We start from the raw sequence: 16,896 nt of genomic DNA, 5'->3' as shown, positions 1-16,896 counted from the left end.
CACGATAACTTTTTGTGGCTTCTCATTTACTCCTCATTCGCTTCTCTGTGTTCAAATAGGGTTTAGTGAATTATGCACAAAGAGGGCGAAGAGACGCTTCGCTATTAGAGGAGTGCTCTAAACCATAACTTTCATCTGTAACCAAAAAACCAAGCAGGGGCTTATAAAAAGTAATAGCATGCCCACACTCAGTAAGTTACCTCTAAAAAGGTTAAAATCATCAAGTATTTTCTGCCACTTATACTTAAATAAATATCTGCCCACAACAATATCTAAACTAAGCATTATTGTTAGCCAAACAAAACCCACATTTAAACAATCTAAGTACGAAATAGGGTTAACCCATGGCAAGGTCAGCCAAGTAATTGCATAAATAATCGCAGTGCCCAAAAGTAAGCTGAGTGTTTTAGCGCGTTTTAGAGCGTAAAATCGATGTAAAATCCTTACTCTAATATTGCCATTAATTATCTCAGCTAAAGCGAGTAATAGGCCAACGGCGAGTGTTTTTAAAAGCATGTAAACCTCCTGGTGCTGATCATGTTAATTATTAACGATGACCTTACCTAATTTATAGCTATAACGCATAAGGTGCTGCTCACCATTTTTACAGATTAACTATCGTTATCAGTTGTTATTATGTGTCATTTTTTATAAGGTGAACTTTGCTTATAAAAATAACAATAGGAACGCCGTCATGAAAACCCTTGAACAACAGCTCGGCCAGTATGGTTTGTACCATCGCTCTAAACGAAATGTATTAACCCATTTTTTTGGTATTCCACTCATTGTGTTTGCCGCTTTATGCTTACTCGCCCGAATTGAAATTCCTATTGCTAATTTTAGCATTGATGGCGCGCAAATTTTTGTATTAGCCTCTGTGGTTTACTATTTTATGTTGAGCTTTTCGCTTGGTTTAATCATGGGAATTATTTTCACTTTATTACTGGTAGCTGCCCAGCCAATTGCCGCAATGGCATTAATACCTTGGTTGGTAATTGGAGTTGGGGTGTTCGTGTTTGGCTGGATATTACAGTTTATTGGTCATTATTTTGAAGGTAAAAAGCCCGCTTTTGTTGATGATTTAGTAGGCTTAATTATTGGCCCTTTGTATGTCACTGTTGAGCTACTATTTTTAATGGGCTTTTACAAAAACTTAGAACAGCAAGTGAATGAAATAGCGGGTCCAACTAAAGCATAACCAGTCAAAGAATATAAGGTAAACCATGGATTATAATAATAAAACAGTGTGGATTACCGGCGCATCATCAGGTATTGGTGAAGAGCTTGCAAAACAATTTGCAGAGCAAGGTGCAAAGGTTATTTTATCAGCGCGAAATATCGATAAACTCAACCAAGTAAAAGACGAGTTAAAAGGCGAGGGGCACCGTGTTATCCCCCTTGATTTATCAAAGCCCGAAATGGTACTGCAGGATGTATCGGAGAAAATAGATAGCTTAGGCCCCATTGATATTTTAATTAATAACGGTGGCGTATCGCAGCGTAGTTTATTTTTAGAAAACGACTTTAAAGTGTACCGGCAACTTATGGAAGTAAATTACTTTGGCTTAATTGCACTCACTAAAGCGGTACTACCTTCAATGGTGGCACGTAAAAGCGGTTCAGTAGTGGCTATTAGTAGCGTGGCAGGCAAAGTAGGCTCAAAGTTTAGAACCGGATATTCAGGCAGTAAATACGCTGTAGTAGGCTTTATGGATTGCTTACGCGCCGAAGTGGCAGAGCACAACATACATTGCTTAACTATTTGCCCAGGCTCAATTAAAACGGCGATTGCCCATAACTCATTAAACGAGCAAGGTGAAGCGCAAAACAAACCTGAGCCTTCAATAGAAAATGGTATGAACGTAAATGTAGCCGCATCAAAAATGCTCACTGCAATCTACAATAAAAAGGATGAAGTAGTAATAGGCCAAGGGTTAAGTGGTTGGGCACCGTTTATAAAACGGTTTTTCCCAGGGTTATTTAATCGCTTAACCGCTAAGGTGGAATATAAATAACTAAGTACAGTACTTAAACGCCAGCATTTAGCTGCTTAGCGCAATGCTGGTTCGTGCTTAGCTTTATGGCTGTTTTTGTACCTTCCAAGGTGGGTTTAATCGATTTTCTCCAGCTTTATAGAGTTTAATTTTATTTCCTGAAGGGTCTTTTAAAACCGCTTCCTTCCATAGATACCTTTGCTCTGTGGGTTGCTGTTCGAATACGATCCCCTTTTTGATTAATTGCTGGCACAATTGTTCAAGGTTATCGTTCTCAAAATAAATTACAGAATGATTTTCAAAAAATTCACTTTCTAAAGACAATGAAAATGTAGAGTCACCTTCAGGGCAACTAAAACGTGCATAATGAGGTGTATCAACAATTTGGGTAAAGCCAAGTGTGCGATAAAAACTCACCGCTTCATTCATATCTTTGACTGGCAAAGTTACTTGATTCAGTTTCATTCAAACTCCCACTTCAAAAAATAGATAAATTTATATGGATTTACTCTCGTCCTGGCTCATGTCCCTCATAACGAGGAAGCTGAGCATCTAAGTCTTCCCAATTAGCTTTTGAGGTGATGAAATTATGCGATATGGGTCGCTCTGTTATATCGCAGGTCAACGCGCCTAATCGAAGGCGATATCTTTGAGGAGATTGAGCGTTAGCACTATAAATTGGAGCACCGCAGGTTTTACAAAAGTACTTACGTTTACCTTCACTACTTTGGTAAAAAGTAAGTGTGCCGTTGTAGTCAGTTAATGTCAGATCGCTGGCATTAATAAATCCATTAGTAGCAAAAGCACTGCCACTGGCCTTACGACAAAGCGAACAATGACAATGAATAATATCAGTAACTTTACCATTAATTGAAAAGTTGATTGAGCCGCATAAACAACTACCTGTGTACATCTGTATTCCTTGATTTAATTATAATTTTTTCATTATATTGCATTTTTTCCAGTAATTTTTTGATGCTTTATGGCTTAATTACACACTTTACTAAAAATGCTTTCCTCGTACTCACAAAATCATCAGCGCTTTAAGATTCTGCTACTTCAAACAATGCATCAACTCTTTTGGACTAGATTAATAATTCCACTAATTAACGTTAATGTAAATAATTGTTTATGCGAGGTTTTAGGTGGGTTATGAGCATAAGTAAGAGAAGGCAATAATGCTATGAGTATAATCAGCTGTGCTCAATTAAAAGCTAGTTACGATGGAGGTTAAGCTAGGGAATTATCTGGTTGGGCTTAAGTGAATTTAAAAAAGATGTTTGTAAGTATTAAAACCCCGCGTTTTTAACGCGGGATTGGTTTGAATTGGTAGGATATATGTTTACTTGGCCTTTTTGGCTTCGAGTGCTTCTATTTCATTCCAGATTTTTTCAGCCTCGTCAGTTAACATCGCATAGCTTTTAATATCGCCTTTTCTTTGTGCTTGCATGCCTTGCTCTAATTTTGCATCGTACTCTTTACGCAATTTTTTGATTGGATCTGGCTTTAAAAATGAAAACATCAACACCCTCGTTCTTTATTAGCTAATTACAGTAACAGTACGCAGTTAAGCTGCAAAAAGTTTGCTGTTACTGTAATTAGATGTATTAAATGACTACTTAGGATCTAGTCGCACAATGCCCTGGCCATCTAATCCAAGGTAAATAGTACCATCATCACCTTGGGCTAGGCTGCGAATACGGCCAATACCTTCAAGTAATTTACTTTGTTTAACGACCTTGCCATCTGCTATTTCTAATACGCTAACAAAGGCGTATTTCATTGAAGCGAGTAAAAATTTACCTTTAAGTTCAGGGTATTTATCACCTTTTACTAGCAACATGTCTGAAGGAGCGATAGACGGTGTCCACTGTAATATGGGCGCTTGCATGCCCGGTTTTTCTGTTAAATCGGTAAACGAGGTGCCGCTGTAGTTAATACCGTAACTCACCACGGGCCAGCCGTAGTTAGTTTTAGGTTTAATCATATTAAGCTCATCGCCACCACGGGGGCCGTGTTCGTGTGCCCAAAATACACTATTGTCACCATCGAACCACATACCTTGTGGGTTACGATGCCCATAAGACCAAACCGCTGGTTTTGCACCTTTTTGGTTTACGAAGGGGTTGTCGGATGGAATTTTACCATCGTCGTGTAAACGATAAATTTTACCGCCATCACGGCCTAAATCTTGTGGGTTAATATCTCGCGAGCCGCGGTCGCCAATCGAAAAATACACATAGTTTTGGTTATCAAACACAATACGGCTGCCGTAATGCTGACCTTTTTTAGAGTTATGCTCACCTTTGTATAATTGTTGTGGCTCAAGTAGTTGGCTGTGATCGTTACTTAGCTTTGCACGCATAAGTGCGGTGTTACTACCTGCGCCATCGCCTTTACTGCTTGAATAAGTAATATATAGCCATTGATTATTAGCAAAATCAGGGTGTAGCTCTAAATCAAGAAGCCCGCCTTGGCCGTTGGCATCTATTTTTGGTAGCCCAGTGATCTTAGTTAAGCTGGTGGAGTTATTACGAAGTAAATAAAGGATACCGCTGCGCTCGGTTATTAATAAGTCACCGTTTGGCAGAGCCTCAATAGCCCACGGAATTGAAATTCCTTGGGCAACAGTTACCGGTTTTACATTAAGCGCTAATTTATCCAATTCTTTAAAATCAACTGCATAAGTACTGAGGCTGGTGAGCCCCGAAAGTGCAAATGCACAACTGATTTTGGCAAGTGTAGAAAATTTTTTACGCGTTGTTACTTTGTTCATAATGGCTTCCAAAATTAACTAAATTTTAACTACCTTAGCACGCTATTTATCATGGTGTTAAGTGCTTGGGATAAGTACAAGTGCACGCAATTTAATCGTTCTCCATTGGGTACTTAAGCGTTGTTAACCTTTAAATACCGCTCTAGAAAAATTGAATAATTACTCTAATGGGGTTGAAATTTAAAAATTCGAGCGTACACTTGTGCGCTGAAGTTTAGGCTTACACGTGTATGCTCAAATGTAAAACCCAGCAGAAACTAATGGGTAGTCGATTTAAATAGAGAATTTATAACCATGTTAACTCCGGTATTAGACCAATTTTCAAAATGGTTTTTACACCATCAAAGCTTTGCAGCTTATATTGAGCCAATAATGCAAAAGTTTAAACCTGCGTGGCGCGCTGACCTTTTTCGAGCCAAGGTTGTTGATGTCCAAGCGCTAAGCGGGCGATTTTTAAGTATTTCACTTAAACCAAGTAAAAAGTGGCCTATACATATTGCTGGTCAACACATTAGCTTAACGGTGGAAGCTAATGGACGTTTGCTTACTCGAGTGTTTACTTTGGCATGCAGCCCCGCACAATATAAGGCGACAGGTTTACTTCGTTTATTAGTAAAAACAGATCAGCAAGGTCATTTTACAAGCCAATTGCAAAATGCATTAGCGGTGCAGCCATGGTGTAATATTTCTCCACCAAGTGGCGACTTTGTATTTAAAAGCTGGCACAAACCCAGCACGTTTATTGCTGGTGGTTCGGGAATTACGCCTATGCTTGCTATGCTTGATCAGCAGCTAGGTAATACTGAGCATCAGATAAAATTAATTTACTTTGCTAAAGCAGGTGAGCATCAATGCACTAATGAGTTAAAAATGCTGACACAGCAATATAATCATTTTTCTTACGTACTGCTTACACGGGATCGAAGCCCATATTTAACTACTCATATAAATACGGACGATAATCCTGATATATATTGCTGTGGTCCTGCTGGCTTTATGCAAGAAGTTGCAGATTTTACTCGTCTACTTAATTTAACCTATTACCAAGAATCGTTTGGTCTATCCTTGCCTAAATTGACTGACGACAATCATTTTTCAGTAATAATAAATAAAGACACGCATGTAGTGACTAGTAATGAGGTGTTATTAAACCAGTTTGAAGCAAAAAAACTCCCTGTGCAGCGTGGTTGCGGCATTGGTATTTGCCATCAATGCCAGTGCATTAAAAAGTCGGGAGTGGTGCGTAATTTAAAAACTAATCAATTATCAGATACTGGTGAGCAGTTAATTCAACTGTGTGTGAGCCAAGCCGTTAGCGATTTGGAGTTACAGCTATGACAACTATAAATTATCAACAGTTAGCCGATGATTTAGATGAAATTAAAATGTCGACATTAGCTACAGTTGGGCAAAAGGATGCAAACTATATTCGTTCTATTGTGCGTAAGCAGCGGTTTTGCGAAATAGGCGGACGGATTTTATTGATGCTTGGCTTTGTACAGCCATTATTGTGGGTAGCGGGTGTTTTATTACTTGGTTTGGCTAAAATTCTCGACAACATGGAAATTGGCCACAATGTAATGCATGGTCAATACGATTGGATGAACGACAAACAGCTTAACTCTAAAAGCTACGAGTGGGATATAGCCTGCGATGGCCAAAGCTGGAACCGCGTTCATAACTTTGAACATCATACTTACACTAACATTATCGGAAAAGATCGTGACTTTGGTTATGGCTTATTAAGGTTGAGCAATGACTTTAAATGGCGACTAAAAAATACATGGCAGTTTATTACTTATTTAAATCTGAGCGTGCTGTTTCAGTGGGGCGTGTCGTATCACGAGCTCGCAGGCGAGCGAGTCTTTATAGGTAAAAAGAAACCAAACCGTGAAGGTGCTGTGGCGCATAGCACCTTAAAAAAGCGCTTTTTTAGTAAAGGGGCGCGCCAACTAATTAAAGACTATGTGTTATTTCCAGTTTTGGCGGGACCACTGTTTTTATGGGTATTAAGCGGTAATTTTTTGGCAAACTTAATTCGTAACCTATGGACCTCAACCATTATTTTTTGTGGTCATTTTACCGAGCAAACCCATACCTTTTATGAGCAAGACTGCAAAAACGAAAGCCAAGGGCAGTGGTATTATCGCCAAGCGCTGGGTTCGTCAAACATTAAAGGGGCGCGTTGGTTTCATATTTTAACTGGGCATTTAAGCTTTCAAATAGAGCATCATTTATTTCCTGATATGCCGTCGTCGCGTTATCAAGAAATTGCGCCTAAAGTGCAAGCAGCATTACAAAAGCAGGGGATTGCTTATAATACTGGCGGATTTTTTCACCAATACACCTCAGTATTAAAGCGTATATTGCGTTATTCGTTTAAATAGAGGCTAATAAAATAGCCGCCATCATAATGTACGCATTAATTAATCAGCTAACTATAAAATGTTAGCTGATTATTGCATTAAAAGGTTGGTAAGTGCTTTGTTGATTAAATAATCATCAGTACATGCAAAAAATTCTTCTAATTAATTTAAAAACAGCTCGTTTTGCTATGGTTAAATAGTAGCTGGTTGTCATACAATGGAGAAAAATAGACCACACAAGAGAGAATAAAAATGGCAGCATTTGGTACTGTGTTTATGCCGCAGATGATTCAAGCTAAGTTTTCTGACAATCAGTGGGGCGAAAGCTCAATTGTTCCTTGCGATAAGCTTGAGTTGCATGCAGGTGCGCACGTTCTTCATTATTCAAGTACATGTTTTGAAGGTTTAAAAGCCTTTCGTCACGAAGATGGCTCGGTTAATATTTTTAGAATGGACGCTAATATTGCGCGCATGCAGCAAAGTTCTGAATTGTTGAGTTTACCTGCTGTTGATGGCGAGATGCTAAAAACAATGATCATCGATATTGTTCGTGAATACGCCGATGAAACGCCGCTTCCTCCTGGTTCTATGTATATTCGCCCAACCCACATTGGTACAGAAGCTGCCATTGGTAAAGCGGCGGCACCGTCAATGAGTTCGTTGCTTTACACGTTATTATCGCCAGTGGGTGATTATTTTTCAGGTGGTGCAACTGCGTTACGTGTTTTACTTGAAGAAGATGGTATGCGCTGTGCCCCGCACATGGGTATGATCAAAAGCGGTGGTAACTATGCCAGCGCACTTGGCCCAATTTCAGCAGCACGCACTAAATATAAAGCCGACCAAATTTTATTTTGCCCAGGCGGCGATGTACAAGAAACCGGTGCCGCAAACTTTATTTTAATTGATGGCAATGAAATCATTACAAAAGCACTCGACAGCACATTTTTACACGGTGTAACCCGTAATAGCATTTTAACCATAGCTAAAGATTTAGGTATGACGGTTAGCGAGCGCAACTTTACTGTCACTGAGCTTTTAGAGCGTGCAGCAAAACCAGGTACTGAGGCAGCACTTTCAGGCACTGCGGCAGTATTGACTCCAGTAGGTACGTTTATCCATAACGATAAAGAATACAAAGTAGGTAACGGTGAACCAGGGCCAACAACGGCACGCTTACGTCAAGCATTGAACGACATTCAATGGGGTAAGAGCGAAGATAAACACGGTTGGTTAACTAAAATCTAATCGGGTTCTAATCTATTAAAAAGCCACACTATTTAGTGTGGCTTTTTGGTTTAAGCTACAGCTTAAAACTTCATTTCAATTTTGCCGTATACATAACGGCCATTAAAACCAAATGGTGAAAAGCCCGAGTACGAGAACAAGCGAGAGAAAGTGGTTACATCGCTCACAAGCTCACGAGTTGGATCTGGGTATACATCAAACACATTATTAGCGCCTAAGCTCAGAGTAAGGTTATTATTAAGTGCATACGCCACATCTAAATCGGTGATCCATTTAGGTTCTAACACTTCGTTACGCTCTGGATTTTCAGACGGGTCTTGTGTTTCACCATAACGAGTACTGCGAAGTGTGGTGCGCCATTCGTTAAGTGTCCATGTTGCGCTAAGGTTATATTTATTGCGCGGTGTGCTCACTTCAAAACGACGTAGCTCGTTACCCGAGAACAAATTATCTTGCTCAACCCCAACACTTTGTAATTGTGCTGGTGGATCAATAATGTCGGTGACTTGGTTTTTACCGTAGTTGTAACCTAAATTAAACGCTACATCACCGTAATTGTCGGTGATTAAATTATAAGAAGCGACGACGTCAACGCCACGGGTTTTGCTATCGATCGCGTTTAAGAAAAATCGCCCTTGGTTAGCGCCTGTGCCCTCAAGTAAGCTTGCAACGCCTGCGCCTGATAGGTTATTTGATAACACAATACGGTCATCAATTAATATTTGGTAGTAATCCACCGATAAGCTGAAGTTAAAGTCAGTTGACCACGTAAAGCCTACCCCGTAGTTAGTAGCTTCTTCTGCGTCTAAACCCGGTGAACCCAATGCAACGGCAACATCGCTGCTTGGCGCAAAGGTACCTGTTTGTGTTGGTTCGCCATCTACAAATACAGTCGCTACTGAGGTAAAGTATTGCTGTTGTAAAGAGGGCGCTCTAAACCCAGTTGATACAGAGCCGCGCAGTGCTAAGTCTTCTGTAAGTGTATAGCGAGTTGCAATTTTACCATTAAGCGTGTCGCCAAAATCAGAGTAGTCTTCGTAACGCGCGGCGATGGCAACATTCCAGTTATCTGTAATAAAGGCTTCTAAGTCAACGTAAAGGCTGACATTGTGGCGGCTGTTATCACCCGCAGATTCAGGTGTGAATCCCGGGAACACTTGTGAACCTGCAGAGCCGAATGGGCCATTAACCGGATCGGTCACGGCACCACCTGGGCCAAAATTACCACGCGCATAAGAGGCTTCTTCACCTGCTTGAATTTCATACCCTTCGCGGCGATACTCAGCGCCCACTGCCACGTTAATTCCGCTGGCTAAAAAGTCAGCATCAATCTCACGGCTAAAATCAAGATTAATCGTCAGCTGATCGTAAGTTAGCGTGCCGGCATCAAAACTAGTTTGGCTACTTGGCCCATATGAAGTGTTTAAGCTATTAATAACACCAAAGTTAAAGGCATCTTGGCCGTATACAGCAGAAGCATCGTAGTTCCATTCATTAGCAAAGCCTTTCACACCTAAAGCCAGTGAAAAGTCATCAATGTCTGAGGTGATCACCGGCAAAAAGCCATCAGGGTAAATTTCTGTAACGTTACGGCTGTCTTGGGCGCGACGATAAAAGCCACCGCCTTCACCTTCACGTTTACTGTATGAGCCAAAAGAATAAAGCTCAGCATCGTTATTTAGCTGATAACCTGCGTTGTAAAACAACGCAAAGTCTTCAACAGTGCCGTTACCAAAGTTATGGTTGTAACGATCCCATGTGAATTCGCGTGGGTCGAGAGAGCCATCAGGTAAACGAGCATAGTTTTCGCGTTGGTCGTAATCAGAGCGGTTGGTTGAGCTGCGATCGCGATATTCACTAGAAATACTCAAAAAGCCATTATCGCCCAATTCAAACCCCATATTACCTTGCAGGGTTAAGGTTTGGCCGTCGGTAAGCGAACGGTCGCTGCCCTCAGTAAAAGCTAAATCACCATTGGCGTCCTCAGAGACCGATTGTAACTGCGCGACACCGTCCATATCGGTAATGTTTGCACCATATACGGCACCCAAACTACCGCCACTGCTATTGCTTTTAAGGACGATATTAATCACCCCAGCAATAGCGTCTGAGCCATATTGAGCTGCGGCGCCGTCGCGTAATACTTCAATGCGTTCAATCGCGTTTGCAGGAATAGCGTTTAAATCAACTGATGACGAGCCACGACCCGTTGAGCCGTTTAAATTTAGTAGCGCGTTACTGTGGCGACGTTTACCATTTACGAGTACCAAGGTGTGATCAGGGGCTAAGCCACGCAGTTGAGCTGGGCGTACGTGGTCGCTGCCATCGGTAATTGATGGTTGGGGGAAATTAAAACTTGGTAATAACGTACTTAATAATGCATTGGTTTCTGTTTGCCCTGAACTTTTTAAGGCATCATTACTGATAATATCAATAGGCACTGGGCTATCTTCAACTGTGCGGCCTAGTCGGCGAGAGCCAATAACACTAATTTGTTCAATGTTTTCTTGCGCCTGAGTCTCTTGCTCAGCGGCATTAACCGTCCATGAGCCAACAAGTGCAGCGGCGATACTTAAAGTGATGGTTTTTTTTGCTGTAAATAGCGGTGTAAGTTGCATAACTAATTTCCCTCATTCGATGCTCTACAGGTGGTTTCAATTTAATCTTTTTAAATTAATGAACTAATTGAAATTACTGTTGTCAAGGTAGACCATTTCTACAATCGAGGTCAATTGAATTACATTCAATCTACATTTTATTTACAGAGAGTAAGATGAGGTGTTTGTGATACCGAAGCGTAAGTAGCCATTTACCATTTAATTTTGCCAATCAGTATATCTTTAAACATGACCCAATCACCCCATAAACTGTATAACGGGTGCTTAAATGTGGCGGGGCGGTTTTTTTCAAAAAAGAAATGCCCAACCCATGCAAAGCCATAACCAATCACCGGTAATAACCATAACAATGCAAATTGTGAGCTAATAAGCGCATAGCCGGTCAAAAGCAACACTAAACTACTGCCAATAAAATGCAGCCTGCGACAAGTTTTATTACGATGCTCTTTTAGATAGTAAGGGTAAAAGCGTTTAAAGCTGGTAAAAGATTCAGTTTCTGTCATTACTCAACCTGTTAGTGTTTAAAAGTTATTCATTTATTTAAGCGCAATTTAGCGCAGGTTAACAGCGATAAATGACGTTTACCGCAAGTTGATAGACAAACAAACAGAAAGTTAATAACTTAGGCTGACTATAAAAAAATAATGGTAAAGCAATGCTTAAAAAAACACTGACCTGTGCGGTTGTAATCGCACTTGCGGGTTGTTCACAACCTGCAGAAAACACTACTCAAAATGAAGTAAAAACAGCTATGAAAGCAGTTAACTCACTAGATTACCCTGAAACTAAAAAAGGCACTGTGGTTGACACTTACTTTGGTGAAACCGTGGCTGATCCGTATCGCTGGTTAGAAGATGATATGAGTGATGAAACGGCTCAATGGGTTAAAACTCAAAACAAGCTTACTTTTTCGTATTTAGAGCAAGTGCCTTACAGAGACACACTCAAACAGCGCCTTGAAAAACTCATGAACTACGAAAAAATCAGCGCCCCGTTTACTGAAGGTGATTACACTTATTTTTATAAAAATAATGGCCTGCAAAACCAGTACGTTTTATACCGCAGCAAAGACGGCGGTGAAGCTGAAGTGTTCTTAGATCCTAATACTTTTAGTGAAGATGGCACCACTTCAATGTCGGGTTTATCATTTTCAGAAGATGGTTCATTGTTAGCGTACCAAATTTCAGAAGGTGGTAGTGATTGGCGTAAAATCATTGTTATAGACACTGAAACCAAAGAGCAGGTAGAACAAGCACTAGTTGATGTTAAATTTAGTGGCGTTAGCTGGCTAGCAAATGACGGTTTTTACTATTCAAGCTACGATAAGCCAGAGGGCAGTGAGCTTTCTGCAAAAACTGATCAACATAAAGTGTATTACCATAAGTTAGGTCAAGATCAAGGCGAAGATACTTTAGTATTTGGCAATACAGCAGAACAAAAACACCGCTATGTGGGCGCTAAAGCAACCAAAGATGGTCGTTTCTTGTTTATTAGTGCCAGCGTATCAACCTCTGGTAATAAGTTATTTATTAAAGATTTAACCAAGCCAGATAGCGAATTTGTGACCGTAGTGGGTAACACCGACTCTGATACCAGCGTAATTGACAACGAAGGCAGCAAGCTATTTTTGGTTACTAACTTAAATGCACCAAATAAAAAAGTAGTGACGGTTGATGCAAGCAATCCACAGCCTGAAAATTGGCAAGATTTTATCCCAGAGACTGAAAATGTACTTAATGTAACCCTTGGAGGAAATACGTTTTTTGCCAACTACATGGTTGATGCTATTTCTAAAGTGAAGCAGTACAACAAACAAGGTGAGTTGATCCGTGATATTAGTTTACCAGGCGTCGGTACAGCGGGTGGTTTTGGCGGTAAAAAAGAGCAAACTACGCTTTATTACTCGTTTACTAACTACAAAACGCCAGGTACGACTTACAGCTTTGACGTGCAAAGCGGTGAGTCAAAAGTATACCGTAAGTCAGGGATAGATTTTAATAGCGATAACTATACCTCTGAGCAAGTATTTTATACCTCTAAAGATGGCACTAAAGTACCGATGATCATCACTTATAAAAGTGATATTAAATTAGATGGCAGCAACCCAACTATTTTATATGGCTATGGTGGCTTTAATATAAGCTTAACACCTCGCTTTAGCTCTACAACAGCAGCTTGGCTTGAGCAAGGCGGCGTATACGCAGTTGCTAATATTCGTGGTGGTGGTGAATACGGTAAAGAGTGGCATAAAGCAGGTACACAATTGCAAAAGCAAAACGTATTTGACGACTTTATTGCTGCAGCTGAATACTTACAAGATAAAAAATACACCTCTAAAAAGCGCTTAGCACTGCGTGGTGGTTCAAACGGTGGGTTATTAGTGGGTGCTGTAATGACCCAGCGACCTGACTTGTTTCAAGTTGCGTTACCTGCGGTAGGCGTATTGGATATGCTTCGTTATCATACATTTACAGCTGGCGCTGGTTGGGCATACGATTACGGTACTAGCGACCAAAGTAAAGAAATGTTTGATTATTTAAAAGGCTACTCGCCAATTCATAATGTAAAAGCAGGGGTTGAATATCCGGCGACTATGATCACTACAGGCGATCATGATGACCGCGTTGTACCGTCGCATTCATTTAAATTTGCAGCTGAGCTTCAAGCGAATCAAGCGGGTACAAATCCTACACTTATTCGTATTGAAACCAATGCAGGCCATGGTGCCGGTACACCAACCAGTAAAATTATTGACCTTTATGCCGATATGTACGGTTTTACGCTTTACAACATGGGCATTAAATCACTGTAGTGTGATTTTATAAACTAACGAAAAGCCGAGTTACGTAAGTGACTCGGCTTTTTTATGTTGACTAACCTAAGTTCAGATTAGCTAACTTATTGTATGGGGGAGAACAACCGTTGATAGGTTTTATAAGCGTATTCGTCGCTCATACCGCTTAAATAGTCACAAATAATACGCATACCTTGATTGTGTTTTTCAGCTTCAAGGTACAGTGCCTGCGTGGTTTCGGGTAATAAGCGCAGCGGATCGCTGGCAAACGCAGTAAATAATTCTATGAGTAGGTTTTGCCCTTTAAATTCTATTTGCTGCATTTGTGGGTCGCGTATTAAACGCTGAAATATAAAGTGTTTGAGGATCTGTAGCACATTTTCGTATTGCTGATCTAATTTTGCGGTGTGCTTTAAAATAGGGCACTCAAATTCATCGTTTTGGGTATCTAAATGAATATGAATAATAAAGGTATTCACCAGTTCGCCTATGGCGTCTTTTCGCTCATGTTCATACTTTGAAAATAACCGCTTGGAGAGTGACTCCAGCAAAGTGTTTAACCAGTCATAGTCAAGTGCTTGTAAATGAGGTAATGCATGGGTTAGCCAATCGTCTAAACTGAGCACATCGGTAGCTATGGCATCTTCAAGGTCGTGAACGGCATATGCAATGTCATCAGCCAGTTCCATAATGGCACTGTCGAGTGATTTATAAAGGGTTTTAGCGCGATAAGCATCTGCGTGTTCTTGGCTAGATAATAACGCTTTATCACTTTCGCTAAGAGGCTCAATAATCCAATTAAATATCGCGGCATCGTCATTGTAAATACCTTTGGCTGGTCGCCAGTCATCGGCTTTTATAAACGCACGCTGTTTATTTTCTTGTGGGATGTTATGCCAAAGGTTATCAATAAAAGCTGGGTACTTAATAAATCCTAACAAGGTGCGTCTAGTTAAGTTCATGCCGTAGCCGTTACTATAGGGCTCTAGCTTTGCCACAATGCGCAGTGTTTGTGCGTTACCCTCAAAACCACCATGATCACGCATCATATAGTTAAGTGCAATTTCGCCACCATGCCCAAACGGTGGATGGCCTATATCGTGTGCTAAACATAAGGTTTCGAGCAATCCAGTAGATGGAAAATGTTCAAAGCTTGGATGTTGGACCTTTAAATGGCGTAATATGCCGGTGCCTATTTGCGAGACTTCTAATGAATGGGTAAGGCGTGTACGGTAAAAGTCGTTTAAGCCAATACCCATTATTTGGGTTTTAGCTTGAAGGCGCCTAAATGCAGCAGCATGAATGATTCGTGAGCGGTCGATTTGCCAAGGAGAGCGGTTATCGTTAGGGCGGTGCTTATATTGTTCAATTATTCTATTTTGCCACTGTTTATCCATGTCTCAACCTATCAATTCGTCTTCGGTTTTAGCACTTAGTATATTATAAATTGTAAGCAATAGGTGTATGAATTTTATTCGGTTGTTCAGTATTCGCGTTTATAAAGTGGCTTAGGTATAATGATGTTTCGTATGTATGTGACTACACCATACATAACTTAGAGTTAAATTGAGATAATACATGTTAAAAACTATTTTTCAGTTGTTGTTAGCCGCCATTGTTATTTGGGCGTTGACCCTTCCGTTTATTGATGCTGATGAACTAGTATCAGACGAGCAAACCAGCTCTAACGACATTAAAAAAGAGAAGAAAAAAGAAAAACCATTGCACAACGTTAAGTTGCCAAAGTTCTCAGAATTCACTGATGTGAAAGAGAAAAAACATGCGTTTTTTAACTTTATTAAGCCTCATGTAGAAGCCGAAAACAAAAAGATTTTACAGCAACGTGCAAACCTTGAAATTGCACGCATGATGATAGAGCACAGTGAACCGCTTAGTAAAAAACAAGCGGGCGACATAAAAAAAATACTTAAGTCGTACGGATTACCTGAAACGTTAGATACCATCACCTTAAGCCAAGCACTGCGCCGAGTAGACATCATTCCTAAAGAGATGGCCTTAATGCAGGCAGCCAATGAGTCTGCTTGGGGCACTTCACGTTTTGCACGAATCGGCTTAAACTTTTTTGGCCAATGGTGCTACAAAAAAGGCTGTGGCATGGTACCAAGAAGACGTAATAGTGAAGCCGAGCATGAAGTGGCTGCATTCAAATCGGTACGTGCAGCAGTAAGCTCTTATTTTAAAAATATTAATACCCACAATGCTTACAAAGAGCTACGTACTATCCGCGAAGACTTACGCGCACAACAAAAACCAATTTTAGCGACTAAATTAACGTATGGTTTAATGTCTTACTCTGAACGTGGTGAAGCGTACATTGAAGAGCTTAATACCATGATTAATCAAAACCGAGCGTACTTTAATGAATAAGCCGTTATTAAAATTAGTTACAGCCAGCTTTTTAGCAGTAGCAGCTAGTAGTGCCGTTGCTAAAGAATTTGTGATGTCGTATGACGGTTTTTACGACCGTTTAAAAGTGGTAAACAAAGGGGACTTTCAGTACGCCCGCGTAAACTTTTATATTAGCGATATTGGTACTAACGAAGTTTGTAGTATTAAAAACGGTACTATTTTAACTGAAAAAAATGAGTACCCGCTTAATTATACCGACAAAGCGCAATTGCTATTACCGTTCGATAAACAGCTAGATACCGACAAAGCGGTGATTGTAGTTCAGCCAAAAAACCCGGTTCACGACTGTCAGTTAAAGCTACAAATAGAAGCTAAGGAACTAGATGGACTGGCGTTATCAAAGCAATCGTTATTGGTTATTAATAATGAGCTTGAAGAGCTATTAACAGACCTATCTGGCTTTTTTGTTAGCAAACTAATGTGGTTTTTATTACCTGAACAAAAAGGCGTGGTTGTTACCTTTAAAACTCCTAAGCAATTTGATGATGAGCGCATAACGTGCGAAAAGTCAGTGTGTTATTTTGAAGTAACCGATAGCTGGGAAGACAATACAACCGTATTAGCTGATATTAACGAGGTTGTTAAAGTAACGCCTTGGATAAGTAAGTAATTATATAATTTGTAAACGTATCAAGCGGCATCAACTATGATGCCGTTTTTTTATGGCTAA

At 40.3% G+C, this 16,896-nt stretch carries 16 protein-coding genes; 8 read left to right on the top strand and 8 right to left on the bottom strand.

Annotated features, from left to right (window positions below):
- Positions 1-117 precede the first annotated feature (117 nt).
- Entirely contained in the window at positions 118-516 is a 399-nt protein-coding gene (locus tag AN392_RS09830; protein WP_055012599.1) for a hypothetical protein, read from the bottom strand.
- A 178-nt stretch (positions 517-694) separates the two neighbouring features.
- On the opposite strand from AN392_RS09830, the gene AN392_RS09825 reads away from it, so the two are divergent.
- Together AN392_RS09825 and AN392_RS09820 are read left to right on the top strand one after the other, a co-directional pair.
- Complete coding sequence (locus AN392_RS09825) at positions 695-1,198, top strand: DUF962 domain-containing protein (protein WP_054201066.1); 504 nt, start codon at positions 695-697, stop codon at positions 1,196-1,198.
- Between the two features lie 25 nt (positions 1,199-1,223).
- Positions 1,224-2,015 carry an SDR family oxidoreductase gene (locus AN392_RS09820; RefSeq protein ID WP_055012598.1) on the top strand — a complete coding sequence of 264 codons (792 nt, stop codon included), beginning with the start codon at positions 1,224-1,226 and terminating at the stop codon, positions 2,013-2,015.
- Positions 2,016-2,078: 63 nt separating this feature from the next.
- Here the strand turns inward: AN392_RS09820 and AN392_RS09815 are convergent, their stop codons facing one another.
- The 4 genes from AN392_RS09815 to AN392_RS09800 all read right to left on the bottom strand — a co-directional run bounded on the left by AN392_RS09815 (position 2,079) and on the right by AN392_RS09800 (position 4,770).
- Positions 2,079-2,459, bottom strand: a complete 381-nt coding sequence (locus AN392_RS09815) for a VOC family protein (protein WP_055012597.1) — start codon at positions 2,457-2,459, stop codon at positions 2,079-2,081.
- 40 nt (positions 2,460-2,499) lie between these two features.
- The gene (locus AN392_RS09810) at positions 2,500-2,907 is read right to left on the bottom strand and encodes a GFA family protein (protein ID WP_054201063.1); all 408 of its coding nucleotides are present in this window, start codon (positions 2,905-2,907) and stop codon (positions 2,500-2,502) included.
- 429 nt (positions 2,908-3,336) lie between these two features.
- Positions 3,337-3,516: a DUF6435 family protein gene (locus tag AN392_RS09805; RefSeq protein ID WP_010390276.1), complete on the bottom strand. Its 180-nt coding sequence runs from the start codon at positions 3,514-3,516 to the stop codon at positions 3,337-3,339.
- A 93-nt stretch (positions 3,517-3,609) separates the two neighbouring features.
- Complete coding sequence (locus tag AN392_RS09800) at positions 3,610-4,770, bottom strand: PQQ-dependent sugar dehydrogenase (RefSeq protein WP_055012596.1); 1,161 nt, start codon at positions 4,768-4,770, stop codon at positions 3,610-3,612.
- A gap of 294 nt (positions 4,771-5,064) precedes the next feature.
- Between AN392_RS09800 and AN392_RS09795 the strand changes: the two genes are divergently transcribed.
- The 3 genes from AN392_RS09795 to AN392_RS09785 all read left to right on the top strand — a co-directional run bounded on the left by AN392_RS09795 (position 5,065) and on the right by AN392_RS09785 (position 8,384).
- Complete coding sequence (locus AN392_RS09795) at positions 5,065-6,108, top strand: flavin reductase family protein (RefSeq protein WP_055012595.1); 1,044 nt, start codon at positions 5,065-5,067, stop codon at positions 6,106-6,108.
- A complete protein-coding gene (locus AN392_RS09790; protein WP_055012594.1) occupies positions 6,105-7,157 on the top strand; it encodes an acyl-CoA desaturase in 1,053 nt (350 codons plus the stop codon). The genes AN392_RS09795 and AN392_RS09790 overlap by 4 nt, the downstream gene beginning before the upstream one ends.
- Positions 7,158-7,382: 225 nt before the next feature.
- Positions 7,383-8,384, top strand: a complete 1,002-nt coding sequence (locus AN392_RS09785; RefSeq protein ID WP_304644689.1) for a branched-chain amino acid aminotransferase — start codon at positions 7,383-7,385, stop codon at positions 8,382-8,384.
- Positions 8,385-8,446: 62 nt separating this feature from the next.
- On the opposite strand, the gene AN392_RS09780 is transcribed toward AN392_RS09785, so the two are convergent.
- Positions 8,447-11,002: a TonB-dependent siderophore receptor gene (locus AN392_RS09780; protein ID WP_055012593.1), complete on the bottom strand. Its 2,556-nt coding sequence runs from the start codon at positions 11,000-11,002 to the stop codon at positions 8,447-8,449.
- A gap of 191 nt (positions 11,003-11,193) precedes the next feature.
- On the bottom strand, positions 11,194-11,505 hold the full coding sequence (locus tag AN392_RS09775; protein WP_055012592.1) for a DUF962 domain-containing protein: 312 nt from the start codon (positions 11,503-11,505) through the stop codon (positions 11,194-11,196).
- Between the two features lie 152 nt (positions 11,506-11,657).
- On the opposite strand from AN392_RS09775, the gene AN392_RS09770 reads away from it, so the two are divergent.
- Entirely contained in the window at positions 11,658-13,814 is a 2,157-nt protein-coding gene (locus tag AN392_RS09770; protein WP_055012591.1) for a prolyl oligopeptidase family protein, read from the top strand.
- 86 nt (positions 13,815-13,900) lie between these two features.
- Here AN392_RS09770 and AN392_RS09765 read toward each other — a convergent pair whose 3' ends face one another.
- Complete coding sequence (locus tag AN392_RS09765) at positions 13,901-15,193, bottom strand: anti-phage deoxyguanosine triphosphatase (protein WP_055012590.1); 1,293 nt, start codon at positions 15,191-15,193, stop codon at positions 13,901-13,903.
- A gap of 181 nt (positions 15,194-15,374) precedes the next feature.
- Between AN392_RS09765 and AN392_RS09760 the strand changes: the two genes are divergently transcribed.
- Together AN392_RS09760 and AN392_RS09755 are read left to right on the top strand one after the other, a co-directional pair.
- Entirely contained in the window at positions 15,375-16,184 is an 810-nt protein-coding gene (locus AN392_RS09760) for a glucosaminidase domain-containing protein (RefSeq protein ID WP_010390263.1), read from the top strand.
- Positions 16,177-16,836: a DUF2987 domain-containing protein gene (locus AN392_RS09755; protein ID WP_055012589.1), complete on the top strand. Its 660-nt coding sequence runs from the start codon at positions 16,177-16,179 to the stop codon at positions 16,834-16,836. The genes AN392_RS09760 and AN392_RS09755 overlap by 8 nt, the downstream gene beginning before the upstream one ends.
- Positions 16,837-16,896: the final 60 nt, after the last annotated feature.

Origin of the sequence: Pseudoalteromonas sp. P1-16-1b (genome assembly GCF_001401785.1) — a bacterium.
Taxonomy (GTDB): domain Bacteria; phylum Pseudomonadota; class Gammaproteobacteria; order Enterobacterales; family Alteromonadaceae; genus Pseudoalteromonas; species Pseudoalteromonas undina.
This window is presented reverse-complemented; position numbering and strand designations above follow the sequence as displayed.